Source organism: Psychrobacter sp. M4 (assembly GCF_055699795.1).
Window position 1 is genome coordinate 2,223,504 of record NZ_CM146740.1, and the last position, 19,525, is coordinate 2,243,028.

At 41.1% G+C, this 19,525-nt stretch carries 16 protein-coding genes; 1 reads left to right on the forward strand and 15 read right to left on the reverse strand.

Features of this window, described 5'->3' with window-relative positions:
* Positions 1-86: 86 nt before the first annotated feature.
* The 15 genes from amaB to cobT form a co-directional block, all read right to left on the reverse strand.
* Positions 87-1,577 (reverse strand): L-piperidine-6-carboxylate dehydrogenase, encoded by a 1,491-nt coding sequence (gene amaB, locus ACR63N_RS09165; RefSeq protein ID WP_367104117.1) that lies wholly within the window; start codon positions 1,575-1,577, stop codon positions 87-89.
* A gap of 146 nt (positions 1,578-1,723) precedes the next feature.
* A complete protein-coding gene (hglS, locus tag ACR63N_RS09170) occupies positions 1,724-3,169 on the reverse strand; it encodes a 2-oxoadipate dioxygenase/decarboxylase HglS (protein ID WP_367107039.1) in 1,446 nt (481 codons plus the stop codon).
* A 260-nt stretch (positions 3,170-3,429) separates the two neighbouring features.
* A complete protein-coding gene (locus tag ACR63N_RS09175; RefSeq protein WP_367104115.1) occupies positions 3,430-4,377 on the reverse strand; it encodes a LysR substrate-binding domain-containing protein in 948 nt (315 codons plus the stop codon).
* A 215-nt stretch (positions 4,378-4,592) separates the two neighbouring features.
* Positions 4,593-4,733 (reverse strand): GW dipeptide domain-containing protein, encoded by a 141-nt coding sequence (locus ACR63N_RS09180; RefSeq protein WP_367107041.1) that lies wholly within the window; start codon positions 4,731-4,733, stop codon positions 4,593-4,595.
* A gap of 195 nt (positions 4,734-4,928) precedes the next feature.
* Positions 4,929-5,462 (reverse strand): hypothetical protein, encoded by a 534-nt coding sequence (locus tag ACR63N_RS09185; RefSeq protein ID WP_472781897.1) that lies wholly within the window; start codon positions 5,460-5,462, stop codon positions 4,929-4,931.
* A 46-nt stretch (positions 5,463-5,508) separates the two neighbouring features.
* Positions 5,509-6,063 carry a hypothetical protein gene (locus ACR63N_RS09190; protein WP_367107043.1) on the reverse strand — a complete coding sequence of 185 codons (555 nt, stop codon included), beginning with the start codon at positions 6,061-6,063 and terminating at the stop codon, positions 5,509-5,511.
* Between the two features lie 453 nt (positions 6,064-6,516).
* The gene (locus ACR63N_RS09195; RefSeq protein WP_367107044.1) at positions 6,517-6,939 is read right to left on the reverse strand and encodes a hypothetical protein; all 423 of its coding nucleotides are present in this window, start codon (positions 6,937-6,939) and stop codon (positions 6,517-6,519) included.
* A gap of 2 nt (positions 6,940-6,941) precedes the next feature.
* Positions 6,942-8,174, reverse strand: a complete 1,233-nt coding sequence (locus ACR63N_RS09200; protein ID WP_367107045.1) for a M23 family metallopeptidase — start codon at positions 8,172-8,174, stop codon at positions 6,942-6,944.
* 356 nt (positions 8,175-8,530) lie between these two features.
* Entirely contained in the window at positions 8,531-9,184 is a 654-nt protein-coding gene (locus ACR63N_RS09205; RefSeq protein ID WP_367107046.1) for a hypothetical protein, read from the reverse strand.
* 103 nt (positions 9,185-9,287) lie between these two features.
* The gene (locus tag ACR63N_RS09210) at positions 9,288-9,953 is read right to left on the reverse strand and encodes a hypothetical protein (protein ID WP_367107047.1); all 666 of its coding nucleotides are present in this window, start codon (positions 9,951-9,953) and stop codon (positions 9,288-9,290) included.
* A 17-nt stretch (positions 9,954-9,970) separates the two neighbouring features.
* Entirely contained in the window at positions 9,971-12,256 is a 2,286-nt protein-coding gene (locus ACR63N_RS09215) for a LysM peptidoglycan-binding domain-containing protein (protein ID WP_367107048.1), read from the reverse strand.
* A complete protein-coding gene (locus tag ACR63N_RS09220) occupies positions 12,256-15,315 on the reverse strand; it encodes a contractile injection system protein, VgrG/Pvc8 family (protein WP_367107049.1) in 3,060 nt (1,019 codons plus the stop codon). Before ACR63N_RS09220 ends, ACR63N_RS09215 begins: the two co-directional genes overlap by 1 nt.
* A gap of 200 nt (positions 15,316-15,515) precedes the next feature.
* Complete coding sequence (locus tag ACR63N_RS09225; protein ID WP_367104104.1) at positions 15,516-16,079, reverse strand: histidine phosphatase family protein; 564 nt, start codon at positions 16,077-16,079, stop codon at positions 15,516-15,518.
* Between the two features lie 176 nt (positions 16,080-16,255).
* Positions 16,256-17,092: an adenosylcobinamide-GDP ribazoletransferase gene (gene cobS / locus ACR63N_RS09230; RefSeq protein WP_367107050.1), complete on the reverse strand. Its 837-nt coding sequence runs from the start codon at positions 17,090-17,092 to the stop codon at positions 16,256-16,258.
* Positions 17,092-18,138, reverse strand: a complete 1,047-nt coding sequence (gene cobT, locus ACR63N_RS09235) for a nicotinate-nucleotide--dimethylbenzimidazole phosphoribosyltransferase (protein ID WP_367107051.1) — start codon at positions 18,136-18,138, stop codon at positions 17,092-17,094. The genes cobS and cobT overlap by 1 nt, the downstream gene beginning before the upstream one ends.
* Positions 18,139-18,266: 128 nt before the next feature.
* On the opposite strand from cobT, the gene ACR63N_RS09240 reads away from it, so the two are divergent.
* Positions 18,267-19,424, forward strand: a complete 1,158-nt coding sequence (locus tag ACR63N_RS09240) for a glycerate kinase (protein ID WP_367104101.1) — start codon at positions 18,267-18,269, stop codon at positions 19,422-19,424.
* Positions 19,425-19,525 lie beyond the last annotated feature (101 nt).

Sequence of the window (19,525 nt, forward strand, 5' to 3'; positions counted from 1 at the left end):
CTGAGCACAAATGAAATCTACTGCGATAAGACATACTTAGACGCTTCTTATTACCAGTAATTGAGTACAGCGTATTAACAACACCATTATCCGAAATTAATGCCTTGCGCCAGTGGTAGCTCGGTTGAATAATTAACCGTATTGGTCTGACGACGCATATAGTTTTTCCAAGCATCGGAGCCAGATTCGCGGCCGCCGCCAGTTTCTTTTTCACCGCCAAACGCACCGCCGATCTCAGCACCACTAGTACCAATATTGACGTTAGCGATACCGCAGTCACTACCGCGATCGCTCAAAAACAGCTCCGCTTCACGTAAATCGTTGGTGAACACACAAGATGACAGCCCTTGGGGCACGTCATTTTGCATCTCGAGTGCCTCATCAAAATCACTATAGGGCATGACGTATAAAATAGGCGCAAAGGTCTCCGTTCTTACTACATCGTTTTGCTCATCAAATTCGACAATTGCTGGTTTGACGTAATAGGCATCAGGGTATTTATTTGCCAGTACGCGCTCGCCGCCCATGACTTTACCGCCCGCATCTTTGGCTTTTTTGAGCGCGGCTTGCATATTATCGAAACTGTCTTTATCGATAAGCGGGCCGACGAGGTTACCCTCTAGCGGATGTCCGATACTGACAGTCTCATAAGCAGATTTGACCCGTGGTAAGATATCGTCTTTGACGGACTCGTGCACAAAAACACGGCGCAGAGTCGTACAGCGCTGACCGGCAGTACCTACCGCTGAGAACAAGATACCGCGTAATGCCAAATCCAGATCTGCGGTTGGCGCTAAAATCATAGCGTTGTTACCGCCAAGCTCAAGCAAGCATTTACCAAAACGCTCAGCGACTTTTGGACCGACCGTTTGTCCCATGCGCGTGCTACCGGTTGCACTGACTAAGGCCACGTCTTTATGTTCGACTAAGGCATTGCCGATATCGGTTTTACCCAATATCACTTGCGATAAATGTTCAGGAGCGTCGCCAAATTTGGCTAAAGCTTTTTCAAACAGTGCCTGACAAGCAAGCGCCACCAAAGGCGCTTTCTCTGAGGGTTTCCAAATAACCGGATTACCACAGACGATAGCAAGAGCGGTATTCCAAGACCATACTGCGACCGGGAAATTAAAGGCAGAGATGACGCCGACGACGCCGAGTGGATGCCAAGTCTCGCGCATGTGATGACCGGGGCGCTCTGAGGCAATAGTCAAGCCGTAGAGCTGGCGCGACACTCCGACTGCAAAGTCGCAGATATCGATCATTTCTTGCACTTCACCTAGGCCTTCTTCGGTGATTTTACCTGCTTCATAAGATAATAACGTGCCCAAATCTTCTTTATGCTCACGCAGCACTTCACCAAGCAGACGAATCAGCTCACCACGCTTAGGAGCAGGAACTGTGCGCCACTCTTTAAAAGCTTGTTTGGCATTCTGTATTTTAGTATTAACGTCATCAACGCTATCTAGGGTAATTTTACCGATGACTGAGCCATCAATAGGAGTGGTCACTTCAAAATCACCATGTTGATATTGTTCTTCTTTGACGCCCATGGCTGACATGTATTGCTTAATCATATTCAATCCTTTGTGTGGTTGATAACGTCCTTTGATAACACTCTTAATAGACCTTTTAAATTACCTTACGGCTCAAAAAGTTGCAAAATAATAAAATTCTTAATCTCATTCCTTTTTGGAATGGACCAAAAACAATAACCATTTATCTACGCACAGCGCTCTATTGCCGTCAGACACTGTTTTAGACTTTGAGCTTGCATGGCCTCGTATAAGGCAAGCTCGTCATAGACCTGAGCTCCTAGCGCTTGCTCAAACTCTTGTTTATTTGAATTACCTTTATAACCCGGCTCGTCATTTTGCTCAGCGTTTTTTAGATTGGACTGAAAAATACCAGCCGCGCTTACTGGCAAAAAGTCTTCATAAACAATAGGCTCAATACGAATAGCACCTTGATTGATTAATTGCGTTATCTCTGCTTTTGCTAGTCTAGTTTTGGCGTCAACATTGATACTTTGCTCAACCGCTTGATAGTAAAAATAAGCCAGCCCCTCGTCATGCATAGTCTGATAATCATCAGGGAACGCGGCAAAGCTTTTCGCTAAAATTTCATAATAGTCTGAGGCATTATTTTGATTCGGCGTCGCGCCTAGCTGATGACGCGCCTTGTTAAGCAATTTATCATAAAGCGCCCTACCCTTAGACGTAAGTGCTACCCCGCGCTGTTCGATCTCACCAAAGCGAGCAGTATGCTGACCTTGCTCATAGCTGCCTTGCTCATTTTTAAAACTAACCGCTTCCTCTAACGCTTTAAAGCTGGTTTGTCTTAATAATATAGGACAGTCGCGTTTTGGTGGTCCTTCAATAATAGCTTTAGGTGGTATACCGCGCGCCTGCATACCTTGTTGTACCGCATCGATATCTAGGGTTCTTGGCGTTAAATGATTGATGTGTGGACCTTTAAAACCAACCACATCAGCGATCAGAGCGTGCTGATCGGCAAGTTGTTGATACAGACCTTTTGAAATGGGCGCTTGCTCATGCCAACGAAATGTCTCTAATGCTTCAATGATAAATTGTTTCGTGTCCGCTAAATTTAACCCGCCCTGAGATTCGAACTTGTCGATAAGCGCAATTGCTTGGTCAGTGAATATTTTACGCTTACTTAACGCAGCCTTTGCTTGCTGCTTAAGCACCTCATCGGTAATAAGATCCAAGCGTAATAATGAAGTGAACACCCGAAAAGGACTGTTACTTAGCGCCTCTGCATCAATAGCGCGAAAAGCGGTAGAATGCACCGGAACACCTGCTGGCGCTAGATCATAATAGCCAACCGGATACATGCCCATCACCGCAAACAGTCGGCGCATCGTGCTAAGCTCATCCGCTGTACCCAATCTAATGGCACCATGACGCTCCATACTTAATCTTGCAAGCTCTCCTGTGTACTCAAGCTGCTCTTTGATATCGGGCTGCTTGGCTAGCACCTCTGTATTGACCTCATCAACCAAATCAAGCAAATCGCCATAAAGCGGTACTTCCTGCTGATACATGGCGGACATCGCAAGCGCAAACTCATGACGAATATCATCACTACTTATAAAATCATCATTATTTGTAAAAGCACTGTTTATAGAAGCACTAGCGTTATCCATAACTGTTATCCTTTTGAAAACTGACATATTAAGCAGAGCACAAAATGTAAGATTAATCTATTTTAAAAGCAAAACCACAATGCGTTAGATATTTCAGCCATTTCAGCAAAACCTAGGGCAACCAGCAAACGAATAATAGTTGTGACTGCATTCCTTTTTGTCATTGCATCTTGTTAATATAAAAATGTGAGCTTAAACGCAAAAAATCTGAGTATAAGCCCAAATTTTTTGGTCAATTGACAATAGAATCGTGGTTGTCGTTAAAAAGTAATTTTAAGCTCTTTTTTATCATGATCCGAAGTTTTAAGATAATGAGTAATCCATTCTTGTAGCACTTTTACTTTATGCGACCGACCCAAGGACAACGGATAACAAAAGTAATAAGCCCCCCGCCCCTTTGCCGCATAATCCCACGCCATGACCAGTGAGCCAGTCTGCAGCTCAGGCTCGACCAAACGCAGCGGCACTAAGGCTACTCCATAACCTAGCAAAGCTGCAGCTATACAAGCGTGAAAAGTATCAAAACGCGGCCCGACAAAGGTGCCATCCATACTAATATCTTGCTGTTTAAAATACTCGTACCAAGCGCTAGGACGAGAGCTTAATTGTAGCAGTGTGAAATTATCCATAGTGCCTGCATTAAGGTTTTTATTCTGCAAGTATTCAGGCTGGCAAACGGCGACACTGTACTCATCAAACAGTTTGATTGCCTCCATCCCTGCCCAAATACCATCGCCGTATAAAAAAGCAACATCAGCATTCTGATCTTCGGAGAAAAACGGCCCCGCCTGCTCTCTAATATCTAAATTAATTAATGGATAAGTCTGACTAAAGCCGCTGAGAGCTGGAAGCAGCCAGCGCGAGCAAAGCGTTGGATACGAGACGATTTTGAGCACCTCAGTGTTATCACTGTGCGACATCAAATTAGTGGTTGCCACCTCGATATGTTTAAGGATACTGAGCACTTCAAGATAATAAGCCTTGCCAGCAGGCGTCAGTGAGATACGCTGCGGGGTGCGATAAAAAAGCGCAATATTTAACATCTCCTCTAACTGCGCGACTTGTTTACTAATAGCGCTTTGAGTCATGTGCATCTCTTGCGCGGCATTGGTAAAGCTTAAATGCCTAGCTGCGGTCTCAAAGCATTGTAGCGCGGTCGTTGAAGGGTATTTTCGAAAGGTTAGTGGGTTATTGGTATCTGTTTTCATGACTGTACTTTCTTACTCATTGTATTTTATGGCTTATAATGTACAGTATTTTGTTTAGATAAAGATAGTATAAGATGGCAGGAAATGGTAGATGGCTAAGGCGCTAAGTTTAGGGTCGAAGCCGTATTGAGAGATGTATTAGTAGGTGGTATTGACCTATATACTCATACCATGATCACTAAGATATAGGTGCTTAAAGTAGAGAATATCAAGGATTAGTTTAAAACTGGACTCAAATGACGCTTATCGATCCAACCAAATTTAGTGCCGTTTTTATAAGAGACTTTTACCCAGTCTTCATTTTGATCAAAAGCTTCGATCGAATCACCTTTGATATAATAGTTCGGTGGAGACATTGATTTAAAGCTCTTGGACAGTATTTCTGCTTTATCTGTTTTAACTTGATACTTTATCGGTAATGGAATGTAAATACACCATTCTTAACACAACACTATCGTAGAATCATTCAGCCACCTGTCTGTATTGTAAATTATCTGGTAGGCATGAACAGAAATACGGCTTTAGTATACTTAAAATTACCAAAAACTGATTTAGAAACTAAATGGACAATCAATTGGTTCTTCTTTGGCCAGAAAAGACATTTGGTAGTTGGAAATATTGTTGATGCATATTTTAACATCATCTATATAATCAAATTGCTCAGCTGTCTTATAAATATTATAGTCAAAGTTCAAGATTTGTTCTGAACTCTTAATATCTAGGTCTTTACCTATAAAGTTTATCAAAGCTGTCCTATCTTTAACTTCAATTTCAAAAGATTTAATCCCTAAGTTGTTTGTTTTAAAACCTAAATCTAATTCTTCCTCACTTACACCGTCAAGATAAGATCTTATAGAAAAATCTAAAGTATTACTTGTATTTGATTGCCTAATAATATATTCAGACGTGCTAAATGACTCTATATCTTTACTATCAAAGTAAATTTTTATTTCTAATGCTGTGTTTTTATATAAATCATTTATGGTATTTAACCCTTTCTCTTCTTCAATACTATGATTAACAGCATCATGGGTGCAAGATACTAAAAATAAAAGACCTAATAGGAAAAGTGATATCTTAAACATGATTTCAACCTTCAAATTACCAACAATATGTTTTTAAATATAACTATTAACCGACTAAAATACATCGAACCCGTGTGTTACCACCAATTGTCTCTTCTATAGTTGAATAGGCTAATTCTATATTATGCTTCTGTAAAATACTCTTATTGAATGAAGGTTTACCTTTTAAAATAATGTAATATCCGAAATTTTCACTATCTCCATTTTGAGTAAAACTAGAAATCCTAAGTACTCTCACACCGAATTTATTGAAATCGGTATCCATATTTTTAGATATTTCATTTTTCGTTTTCTTAAATTTACTATTTATTGATTTTACATTTTTTACTTTATATCTATTTCCAATGATAAACTGGCTATTTCTTTGCTTTATTGATGAATTTTCCAAAAGATTCTTATAAAAGCTTATTAATTCTCCACTTGAGGTGTTAAAAGAACAGTTCAACGTAGATTCGCTTATTAAGTATTGAACATCAATCACTTCACTTGAGTTCAATTGATTATCGTGTATTTCTACCTGTGTGCTGGCAGATGTGGTTAGCAGTAGAAGTGCAATCCAACTAACCGTTTTCTTTACACTATCGAGTCGAGGTAGAGTCATGGGAGTTTAGTCCTTGATCAATTAAAGATTGGGTATCAACTATAGGTGCTGGTTGCTGAGAGTGTGAACCCCAAGCTTTTTTAGGATAGTAATAAATATACGTACTAATTTTTCTACTATCGAATGCTATCATTTGATCTTGGTTACCTCCTAACCTGTAGAATCTATCCTCATTTTTTCTACCTATTACAAAACATACATGACTAACTTCTTTGCTCACTGCAACTACCCTCTAAGCAGCGAAGTGACTCTATCATCATGGAGGTTGATACCAGCGGATACCGAAGTCGTCACTGTATGCTGCAAGCCGTCATCGATCATTTGTGAAGCATAGCTTAGGATTACTGAGGTAGTTTGGTCACTGGTATGTGCTTGGGTCAGTCCAGTATAGGTGCTGCTGACAAAAGATGAGGTATTAGAGTAGAAGATAGTATCGATTTATTATGGATCTGTTTAAAGCTCTTCACTTTGTGCTGCATAAGTGTTTAAGGCATTAGTACAAATATCAGCGGTTTCATATATAAATTTGTACCAACCTTCAGAACCCTCATAAAGATGAATACCTGAATTTTGTATTAAATCTTCATCATATTTACAATTCATTGCTGAGAAGTTATTAAGATTAAGTTTTTCACATTTTCGCTCTTTGTCGGATAGTAATGGATCAAAGCCCCAAACTGCTAAATCATTATTAATACTCATAGGCTTCACTTCATCATGTGAACATACCGATGTAAAGTTAGAAAATGATAGCTCTGATGTTGCTTCGGTTTCATTTATTTTTATACTTGGAGTAGTTGATTCTGTAGTTGTACCATTGTTGTAGCAAGAAGTTAGTACTAAAGTAGAAAAAAGAAAAAAAGAAAATTTTTTCATGATTATTTATCCGCATTATCCAAAAAAGAGTTAGGGTTTATTAAATCACTTCTACGTTTAAATTTTCCACCCGCTGCTCCTTTAATAGTAAGGTTAGAAGTATCATTAGTATTTGAATACATTTCAAGGTGTAACATATTGCTTGGAACATTGATGCCCTTGAGTTTTCCGACAGCACCAATAGGTTGACCTCTAGTTACTTCATCTTCTGCTTTAACTTTTATCGAACCAGGTGCCAACTCTCCATATCTGATAATGTGATTTTGATGTTTAATAGTCACAAAATCGGTACCAGCATAAAAACTACCAGTACTTAACACAATACCTGACTCCATTGCTCTTACTGTCGTTCCAGTCGGTGCATATAGATCTGCTCCTGCATGTTTGCGTTTACCACTTGAACGATTACTTCCAAAAGATCTCATACCTGATTTGTAATCTGCAGTTGCATCTATCGGCAATGGGTATAAGTAGTTTTTAGGCTTCTTAGCCTTATAAACATAAGGAATACCATTCCGATCAGCACTTGCTGTAATGACATCTTTCTTAACTTCCTTACCGTCTTCATACACCAATACGGTTATATCAACACCTACCAGCGAATCATGTGTTCTACCTCTTGTACCATCATTTCCGATCACAGAAGTGTTTTTACCATATTTAGTAGACTGAGTAATATAGGAAAGCCCTGATAGTGACTTATTCGTTGCTTCATCAACGAACTTTATGGTGATTTTAGCTTCATCTGAGGCAACCTCAAGCGTTGGCCCTGTCTCTGTCTTTTTTTCAACCTCTGTTACCTTCGGCTTTTCTACTTTGATAACAGGGTCTTGCTCTGTTTGAGGTTTTGGCTTGTCCTCTTGTTTACTGGTCTCTGGAGTAGTCGATGCTTCTTGACTCAAGGTATCTGATATATTGCTTATATCTTCTTCGGTGATATCTGTGCCTATGATCATAGTCCATTGTTTAGAGCCATAGCTAACGATGGCGGTAGTTTGCGCTCTATCTTGTCCATCGATAACGGTAAGCTTTTGACCAGCAAGGGCTTTTATAGTGCTAACACCTTGGCTGTTTGCTCTTTTTATAGCAGATTGTCTGCCACGATATAGGGTTTTAAACTCGTAATGTGGTATGGGTTGATTGTTGTTGTCGACAAATTTGATGCTAAAGGCAACAACTGGGACTTTGAGTACTTTGGTCTGTCCATTTAAGTCGCCTATGACGGGAAATGCCATGCTGTAAATAGATTGCTTTTTGCCATCGTCATCATCGAGATAGACGCTGATAGATTGGCTAACATCAGCTGTTATACCTGTTTCGATACCTGAGCTGTCGGTTTTATGGGGTTTGATATTGTTCTTGTACTCGAGATGGTAGGTTGTATTGGGTAATGGCTTACCTGTGTCGCCTTCGACTAGTTTTATGTTGAAGGTGACTTCGTCAGATCTATTTGAATCGATAATAGGTTGTCTATTAACAAGTTCTATATAGTTACAGTAGTAGGTTTAACAAATAAGTTCTCCGTTTTTATTAGATTTTCTATTAATATACTATGAGTAAATACATAGATCTTATAAGAGAAATAAATAGCTTATATATCACATAAGTTTTTATAATCATACTGAATATTATTGACTGAAAAAGAATCAATGATATGACTGTTTACGTCTGATACTCTAAATTCATAATAGTTACCATCGCTGTTAGGTAGTGTTTTAAAGTAGTCTGTCTGTATAGCATCTTCTGATAAGCTTTGAAAACTTCCGTATTCTATATCAGGATAGATTCGCTTTAGCGTTGCAACCGAATCATTAACTTTAAACCCTTTATCTGTAACATAGTTACTGTTTAACACCTCAATGGATATAAGTTTATTTTGCATAAATAGAAGTTGTATAAGATTACCATACTCTGCTACTGAACAAGTATCTGAAATACTACTAATATCTAATGACCTGTGAATGTTTCTTTCAATAGTTGATACGGTATCGTTAATAATAAAGTTAGAAAGTCCATTAGAATTTACTATCTTGTCGTCATCTTTCTTCCATGTATGCTTTAAATTAGTTGCTATATTTTTTGTTGACTGAATATTTTCTATAGTCTTTTTATTTATCGATATTTTATTTTCTACAGTATCATAAGTATTGAGGCTACCTTTAGATATACTCTCTTCTTGATTTGAAAAGCATGCTGTCTGCATTAGAGCCAAGCACAAAATAATAAATTTCATAGATATACTCATTATTAGTTCCATATATTTAAATAAAAAACCATCTTTCAACCTTCATATTTATAATTTAAAATAATTAAGAGAAGTGCTTAATATTTATATTTAAAAATACCTTTTATAACTGAATCTTAGATTCTATTCTCTGATTAGAGAGAGTTACTGTATAAAAGTCTTGCATACGTCCATACTCAAAATCAACGAAAAAGACTGTAAAGTCTCCTTCATTTGATACAGGTATAATATTTATGTGGGTAGAATTACTTTCGCAGACTTTAGAAAGTTTATTATATGGTGGTGTAGTGCAATTAAAATCTTCATATTTTTCTTCGGTAGAGAGTAGGATTTGTTTAATATTAACTTCAGATAATACATTCTTATTTATTTCATGACTTAAAACTACGTTATTTTTTTCTTCATTTAAAATATTTTTAATCTTTGAGAGAAAATTACATGTTCTTTTTCGTTTCTTTAAAATATATAGATCTGTTAAAACAAGGTTCTCGATCTCTTCTAACTTATATTTTTTTAGATCACTACAATTATTCAAAGTTATTAAACTCCCATTGTATTTGATATTAGTCAACTCTCCATCGATAAAGCTATCATCAAAATACATTTCATTATTTTCGATAGAAATATTTTTAAACCCACTGTTTACAATATCAATATTATACAAGTATACCGGCTCTTTATTTTCTGGGATATCTATCGCAAAAAACTTTGAACTATCTACACACGATATTAGATTTAGACTTATAATAAGTATTAAAGACAATCTCATATACAATCCTTTATTAATTAATTATTATATTCTTCAGCCGCTGCTTCTAGCAGTTTTTTAACATGTATATTTCTTGAGTCTTTTAATTGAGGTCTATTTGATTCTTTAGCTGCAGACAGAAAATCTTTAGCTTTAATATATTGAGAAAAAGTAGGAAATTTATCAATTCCTGTTGCTGAAAAACCTAAGTTATAACTCATATCTAGAATTGCCTCTTGAGCTAATATGGGATATTTATCAAAATCAGGAAACCTTTTTCTTGCATTTTGTAGATCTGATCTTATATGTTCAATAGTTAGCTGTTTAGCAGTATACTTAGTTATTCTTATAGTTGATTTTGATTCAAAATATGTATGTCTATAGGTATTTACTCCAGATACTGAATTATAAACCCTATTCCAATCTTCTTTAATTTGCGTTGCAGAAGCAGCCTTCCCATCAATCTCAAATGGGATTTTAGTTGCTTCTTCTGATGAACCGATCATTTTGCCGTAGCCAATAGTAACCTTACTTTTATTGCCACGTGTTGAAGTATCTAAATACATGTAGGTAGTGAACCCTTCTTCCTTAACAATAGCTTCAAAAACTCTGTTTAAATCTAGTGATTTAAAGTTCTCATTTACTGAATTATCGACCTTATGGATAACATCAATATCTCTTAAATTTGGCTCAAAACCTTGCATATGGAGATGATTGTTGTGACGCGTTTTATTATAATGGCTACAATGTGGTAGTAAAGTAGTAGAATTAACTCCTGCAACTTTGTTAGTAAATCTTTCACTTAACATTTTGATTATTGTTCCATTTAGCCTTTTCGCTGTGCCCCACCCAAATTCATGAAAAGTATTTACCATACTCAAAGTCCTCTCATGATCATATTCTGAATCCTGTAACAAAACTTTTTTGGCAGCCTTATCTTTTCTAAGATATCTGACATCGATACAACTACCATTAATATGGCTTGAACTCACGCCAGGACTTCCATCTTTTTTACTCGCTCCATTAAATGAAATGTCATCATATCCTAGCTTACATAGGGCTCCTAAAAAAGCTGCCATTACAGCTCCTGAAGTGTAATAACGTTGACTACTAGAGTTCATAAATATATTGTAACCGACATTCCCTTTTCGGTATTTAGATAACCCTTGTTCTTTTGTACTTCCGGTTAATCCATTATCTTTGTCACTACCTATGTTTACCAAATATACGTAGTTTGTACCTAAAATATTTTTTTTAATCCACTTTTTCGTTTTAAAATATTTAGTTTTCCCTAAATAGTGTTTACCGCCATCTTCATCATAATAAACGAATGCAGCATATTTTTCTGCTTTGGGGTGCTGACGTTCTATACGTCCATCAAAATAAATATGATAAACAGTCGTATCACTGTTATAGGTAACTTGTTCGGTAGGGTTACCCTTTTGATTATTGCCAGTTTCTTTCTTCACATCTAATTTGGGTTTATCAACTTTACCCTTATTTTGGGGAGGATTGGTATTAGATGGTATAGTATCCTCCTTATCATCAAATACTTTATCATATAGCTTCTCACTTGCATCAGAGATACTCTCTACCGCATCAACAGTCTCATCTATTACTTTTTGCTGTCCCTGCTTGATTGCTTCTTCTGCTTTATCAATCATAGCGTCTGCTTCATCAGCAGTCTCTTTGACACTATCCCATACCTCCTCATACCAAGGTTGCTCTGAATCTATAGAAGTATCGTTTTTAGAGTCTACTGTATCTAGTTCCATTGGTTCTGATTTAGGAGAAGGGTCGTCCGTAGTTTCTTTACTAGCGTCTCCTACGTGAGCAGGAACCTTTAACCAACTACCTTCATAAATTTTATGAATATTTTTTATCTTTGGATTTAAGCGTTTCAACTGCGCTACATTAGTATTATGTTTCTTAGCAATACCTTCTAAAGTGTCGCCTTTGACTACTTGATAGTCTTTACGCTTAATACTACCTGGGCTTTCGCCATGTTTTTCTAGTTTTGAGTCGATTAAAATAGCGCTAACTCTTGCTCTCATTTTAAGTTTGCTTTTCTCAGTTGAAGGTAGCAGTAAGCAGGCAACCCTTTGAAAGTCTTTTGTTCCTATTTTTACATACAGACAAACGTTAGTATTTATTGGTTTGACAAATTCGTAAGTTTCACCTTTACTATTAGTCTTACCTTTGACTAAGTGATGCTCTTTTTCATTGGCAACTGTTGTAACCTTATATTCAATATTTTTTAAAAGTTTGCTATTTGCATCGAGTAGTATGAATCCTGCCGTGATTTTCTTTTGACTGTTTGGCATTATTCTTCATCCTCTAAAAAATCAATATCTTCTTCTGATGCTTGACAGTGACACTCTTCATCTGAGTACTCAAATTCAACATTTTCAATGGCTTCAGACTCCTCCTCTTCTGTATCAATTTCTATACTCCAGTTATCTAGATATCCTACTAACACTTCAGCGCCTTTAGACTCCATAGACATCAATCTATCAGTCCGCCCATGTTCATCCAATGTTCCTTCAACAATCTGGCCATCGTCCATCATCGCAACATAATCAACTTCACTAAAATCGCTATGATAAAACAAATCATAAACATCCAGCTTATTACTAAACAGCGGAATCGTCTCAGGCATCATCGGTAATGAGTAATTAGCTCTTGCCCCGCCCACCAAACTCTTCTTCACCGCCTCAATCTTAATCTCACCCGGACACACCAGCTTAATCCCGCTCTCATCAATCGTCAGTGACGCCCCCGCGCTGGTCTGAAACTTAATACGTTTGGGACTTACGATATTCACCTGACCCGACTCACTACCGATGGTCATACCTTGCTGGCTATGCAATTGCAGCTCACCGCCTTGTGCTTGTATCGCTACTGGCTTGGTATTGGCGCTGATATGTAGTCCCGACTTTGCGGCCTGTCCGGCGATACCTGATAACGACTCGATACGATCTGCTGTTAAGGTATAACTGCCTGCCACCACATCCGATTGGGTAGCGCCTGATTGTCTAACGATGGTCTTGGTTGTGGTTAGCGTGTTGCTGGCTGAGGTCAGGATGCTGTCTTTACTGACTAGCATCACATCAGGTGCACCTAAGACTTCAGTTTGTAGGGTCTCGTCCATCACCTGCGCTGCCTTTTCAAACGCTTTTATAGAATCGTTGGCGCTATTTATCTCTCTCGTTGATTGCAAGTGTGCTTGTTTGGCTTCCATTAGGGTCTCGGTCAGCTCTGCCCCCAGTTTCAGCTGACGTTGTCCGGCGTCATTGACCCAAGCCGATTCATGCTCGGATTGGGTGTGCCGGATCCCAAAGGTAGAGAGCAGCACGCCACTGTCTGCTATGGCTTGCAGCCCATGGTCAGTGGCAAGGTTGATGCCTTGTCCGCTGGTTGTCGATTGATGGTTGCTATAGCGATGACGTAGAACGCCAAGCTCTAAGACGTGCTCGTCAGGGGCGAAGACTGCTTTGTTGGTGGTCGTTGGGTGCTGTGCGTTAGCATGGGCGTTGGTATTAACGCTCCACTGCGTGCCGATCTGGTTTGGGGTGTCATCAAAGAGAAGGGTGACCTCAGAGTCTGAGGTCAATCCGTACTGAGCGATACCAGAGATCCAGCCACTGTGACTATCATCATCCTTGATTTGCGAGTGACTGAGTCCGCCGCCATGCCATCTTGGAGAAGACCCGTTTTGTAGGTTATGCCGGTTGGAGAGTCCGGCGTCACGGGTAGTGATGTCGTTATCATCACGATCACCCATACCAATACCGTCATAGAGGCTGCGGCTAATTAGCGGGCTGTCTTTATCCCCATACCAGTGATTGAGCAGCACCGACTGTCCGAGTCTTGGGGCAAACTGCCAGCCGTGGGTGGCACCTGAGGAGAGTTGTAGGGATCTAAGTGGCGGGGTGACGCCATCATCATGCGGGCTGATACCCGCGGATACGGGGGTGGTCACGGTACGCTGCAGACCATCATCGGTAACTTGTGAGGCGTAGCTTGGCGCCGCTGAGGTAGTTTGATCACCGGTGCGCGCTTGAGTGACACCGGTATAGGTGCTGCTGACAAAGGATTGCTTGCTTGGATAAGGCGCGTAGGGAATAGACTGCTCTAATAAGGTGGCAGTCACCCAAACCCCAGTATCTTGGGCGATCTCAATCCCGTACTGGGGAATGGCGGTATGCAGGCGGTGTGCGCTTGGCTTTGGCTTCGATAAGCCTGTTTGCTGCTCTTGGCTTTGGTTTCGATGAGCGTGTTTGCTAGTACGGGTGAGCCAGTTTTCTATCAAGGTAGCATGATGATAGGAGACGCTATCACTGTCAGGCTCAATACCAATAATCTGCAAACTGGTGCAGTAACTTGATAAGCTATTGATGGTCGGTAAATTGTCGATATGAACCGGACTGCCGATATGTATGCCGCGCATCGGGCCGGTGGCGGTATAGTATTCGCGGTTGCAGTGATTAGCAGCAACCCACTGCTCAGCAAGACGAATGGCTGCTTCATCGCTATCCACTCGAGATGGCGCACCGAGTAATACGGCAGTCGTATCTAGTGCCAGTGGTGAGTCATCATACGCGCGTCCCTCGAAAATGGTATCAGCGGCCAGACCATCAGCGCGAACGACCACGGTAGATGTACCAAGCTTTTTGGCACTCATTTGTAGCTCATCAACGGTGTCATTCCCTGATTGTACTGAAGAGGTCGCGTAGCGGTAGTCTACGGGTGCAAGCTCGCTTTCATCCAAACCGCTTAACAGTAGCCAGTGACCGAGATTGTCAATGGAGTCGCCATTTATCCATAAGGTTGAGATGCCAATGTCAGATAGCAATCCCATAATAAAGTCATAGTCACTGACATCAGATTGGCTGCGCATCGTTAATGGTGCGGTTAATCTGGATGAGGTATGCGTATGAATACTATCTGCTGATAGTAGCGTCTCTGATATTTGCCAGTCAAAGTCATAATTACTAAGGATGGCGGTGATGATATCGAGCGTGGATTGATTGACAAAGCTGCGGGTATGAATGGATTGGGTGAGTAACCAGTTAGGGGTGACTACCTCTAGGCTATAAAAATGAGTCGCGCCGTCTGAGTGCTGATAGTTTACCGTGTTAATAAGCCCAGTACGATAGGTAGGCGTGCGGTCAGCGCTGAGGGTGGTAAGGCAAAGCGGTGAGCCAATTAAAGATAAACAAACGCCTGCATCTAAAAAGGTGTGGCTGTATATTAAGATATTTCCTAAAGCCAGCTGATTGATCGCGCTTGCTAATGAGAAGGCCACCGGATATAGAGAATCAAAAGGTAAGATATCAGATTTTACGTAGAGCTGGTGCAGACGGGCATGTTGTGAGGACATAAAAGGGTTTCTCATCATCGCTGCTGTCACAGCAGAACGGACAGTTTATCAACAAAAGTTATTAAACTGAGTAATGAGAAAAGTATAGAGATTACTGAAATATTGTCAAGTATTAGTAGTATAATGTTTAGTGTTTTTTACAAGTAACAGAAGTTTAATTTTAGCAACTAGAGACATCGTTTAAAAATATAATACGCACTTTAAAACCTCAAACTACTCAACTCTCGATAGCCAACGGGACGCGGCCAGTCAGCAGCCACTTGCGGCACTCCTTCTCCAGCAGCGAGCATTTTAGCCATATTAATCCAGCCCGCGTGACCGACCGCTAGTATTGAGTCGTTATCTCCGGTATCAATCTGTCTATTTTGCCAAGCCTGAATCTGCCCCTCTACCCGCGTAAATAGCTCTTGCACGCTTTCACCATTATAGGGTGCAGAATGCGCAAAATTATCGCACCAATTATCAATCTCTTGTTTGGGAATATCTGACCAAGATCGACCGTCCCATGTACCAAAGTCCAGCTCAATCAAATCAGGCGCAACACGACATTCAAAGCCCTTCTGTGCTAGCATCTTACCCACTTTTAACGAGCGCTGCAAAGGACTGACCCAAATCACCTTTGGCAGTTTATGCAGCCGTACAAAACGCTGAATCTGATTGGCAAGGCGTTTGAGTTTACGCGGATGGACGCCTATATCAGTGTGACCCAAACAAAGACCATTGGCGGCAAGCGGCTTAGGATGACGCCAAATGTATAGAAGCATTAGTTATTGTTCCTACAGTTAGTACATAATAGAAAAGTTGTAATAAGCGTACGGCTGGTAAAAATTTTCTTGCGTGCTATGCCTGCGCAGACAGAGGCTACAAAAATTTCTCCCAGCCACACTGTCTTCGTTTCAAATTAACGCAACAATAGCCAATACGTCGAGATTTAAAAAAATCAAAACGGTAATACTGCCGCCAACCCCGCATAAATCGCCACTTCACTTAATTGCTGCGTTGCCCCTAGCCCATCACCCGTATAGCCTTGCAGGCGTCTGCGTAATAATCGGCGCATATAATCGGTGGCAATTAAACCCAATAGCAAAGCCAAAACCCACTGCCAAATACTAATCTGACTAATAGTATTTGGGAATAAAACAATAACTAAAATTAGTCCCAATACTAGCCAGCCACTAGCGATAATGCCTTGTTTTGAGGTTAATTGCTGCGCCATCGGTTTGGCTTTGGCATGTTCAATCTCGCCGCCATAAGGCAGTAGCGCAATCAGGCTAATGCAAAGCAGGCGCGAGGCAGTATGTCCGATAATTAAAGCGACAATAGCTACAGATACCGGCATAGACGCTAACAGGCTTATCTTAATCAGTAGCGCTGAAACAAGTCCCAGAACCCCATAAGTCCCAAGGCGTGAGTCTTTCATAATGGTAAGCGTACGCTCGCGGGTGAGACCGCCGCCAAGGCCATCACAAGTATCAGCAAGCCCGTCTTCATGAAAAGCGCCAGTAAGCTTAATGCCAAAAGCGGTGCTTATTACTGCACCAACAAGTGGTGTAAACAGGCTACTGGTCAACCAAAACACGCCCGCGCAAGCCAGTCCAACCAGCAGGCCTACTGCCGGAAAATGGCGACTGCTTTGATGTAGCCACTGCGGCTCATAGTGGCTAAACTGTGGAACGGGCAAACGGGTCAAAAACTGGGTGGCAACTAATAATAATGTCCATTCGTGTTTGATTGCTTTGGGCAGTGGTTTAGAGGTTTGTTCAGATTTATCTGACATCAATTACCCTTTTCGCTAATGCCCGCATCACTAAAGCTCGCCATCTCATTAATAATAGCGCAGGCCGATTGCAAAATAGGATAGGCTAGCGCCGCCCCGCTACCCTCGCCCAAACGCATATCCATATCCAGTAACGGCTTGGCATCTAACAATTTTAGCAACTCTATATGTCCCGGCTCAGCGGAATGATGCGCAAACACCGCGTACTGCACTACGCCAGGCGCTAAACGCTCGGCAACGAGTAAAGCCACGCTGGCAATAAAACCATCGATTAACAAAACCTTTCTATCACTCGCCGCTTGTATAAGCGCCCCTGCCATCATCGCAATCTCAAGCCCGCCCAAAGCTGCAAGAGCCTCAAATGGTGATTTGGCCTCATGATGACGCGCTAATACTTGAGTTAAAACGCTCTCTTTATGCGCAAGTCCTGCATCATCAAGACCCGTACCGCGACCAATGCAATCCGCAATCGGCAAATCGCCCAAACGCGCTAAAAGTAAGCTAGCGGCTGAGGTATTACCAATGCCCATCTCACCGACGATAAATAAACTGCCTCTAAGCGTCTCAGCTACTTTCATACCGTTATTAAGCGCAAGTAAGCACTCCTCATCCGTCATCGCAGGCTCAGTTAGCGCATCGCGGCTACCTTGGCGAACTTTATAGTGGCTTATTAAGTCTGCATGAGTCTCAAAATCACTGACTACGCCCGCATCAACGACTTTTAGCTCAATGTTATGCTGGCGCGCCAACACATTAATTGCCGCACCGCCATTTAAAAAGTTATTTACCATTTGCGCGGTAACCGCGCTGGGATACGCCGATGTACCATGCTTAGTTAAACCATGATCAGCGGCAAATACGCGGATCTGCGGTTGCTCGATATGCGGAGTCGTCGTTCCTTGAATCATACCGATTTGTAGTCCCAGCGCCTCTAAACGTCCAAGCGCACCAAGCGGTTTAGTCTTGGTATCCATGATCTGCTGCAGCTGCTCGCGTAAGTCGTTGTTCTCAAGGTTAGCAATCGGAGGGGTGATAAATGTAGTCAAAGCTTGATCCTAATCGTATTATTAATAAAACAGGCGTCTATGGTAGCAGATTATCTAATTTATGATGATATGATTAGGTTTGATAAACTGAATACCTCAAACAAAATACTAACTTCTTCGAGCACCCTATGAAAATACTTATCGCCCCCGACTCCTTTAAAGAAAGCCTAGCCGCTATCGATGTCTGCCGTGCGATAAAGTCAGGATTTAGCCAAGTCTTTTCCAATGCTAATTATACTTTACTGCCGATGGCGGACGGCGGCGAAGGCACCTCAGACGTATTGTCATATGCGCTTGGTGGACGCTGGAAGTCAGTGCGCGTTCATGACCCACTGATGCAGCTTATCACGGCAAAATATTTATTACTCTCTGATGGCACTGCGGTGATTGAAATCGCGCAAGCTTGCGGTTTGCACTTGCTGACGAGTAGTGAAAGAAACCCTTTGGTTACCAGCAGCTATGGCGTCGGTGAGATGATTATGGATGCGCTAAACGAGGGCGCAAAACGCATTATCATTGGTCTTGGCGGTAGTGCCACCAACGATGCGGGCCTCGGAATGCTAATGGCGCTTGGAATGAATTTTTATGATTATGATGGCAACTCTTTGGCGCAAGGTGGTCTGCAGCTTGCACGCTTGCAACGAATAGATGATACAAAATTCAATCCAAAGGTTTTGGATACGGTCTTTGAAGTGGCCTGCGATGTGACCAATCCTTTGTGCGGCGAGACGGGTGCAAGTTCTATCTTTGGCCCGCAAAAAGGCGCCAATTTGCAGCAAGTGCAGCTTTTAGACAATGCCTTGAATAACTTTGCAACGATAAGTCATAAGCAAGGCGATAAGGATTATCAGAATATAAAGGGTGCAGGCGCGGCAGGTGGTCTTGGCTTTGCCTTGATGAGATTTTGTAACGCTAAGCTGCAATCCGGGTTTGATACTGTCGCTAAAGCAGTTAATTTATATGAGCATATTGCCAGTGCTGATTTAATCATTACTGGAGAGGGTATGCTTGATTCACAAAGCGCCATGGGCAAAGTTGCAGGCAGTATTAGCAAGCTGGCACGCGCAAACGGCAAGCCAGTTATCGCTATTTGCGGTGCAGTGAATCAACCAAAAACTAAGGAGAGTTCAAAAACCTCCCAACCCAAAGCCTTTAATGTGGTCATGCCTAGTATTCAAAAGCTGGACCCTATCGATGAGGTCTTAAAAAACGGCTACGAGAATATCGAAACCACCGCGATGAATATGGCAGCGGCTATGCGCTTGGGGCAGCAGCTTTCTTCTTAAATAGTTAGTAATGTATGTTCGTTGTTTACTGGAGTGCAATTCGTGTCTCAATTGTGATATAACTTGCAGCACAGGCTATTAATTATGTGGCTGTACAAACC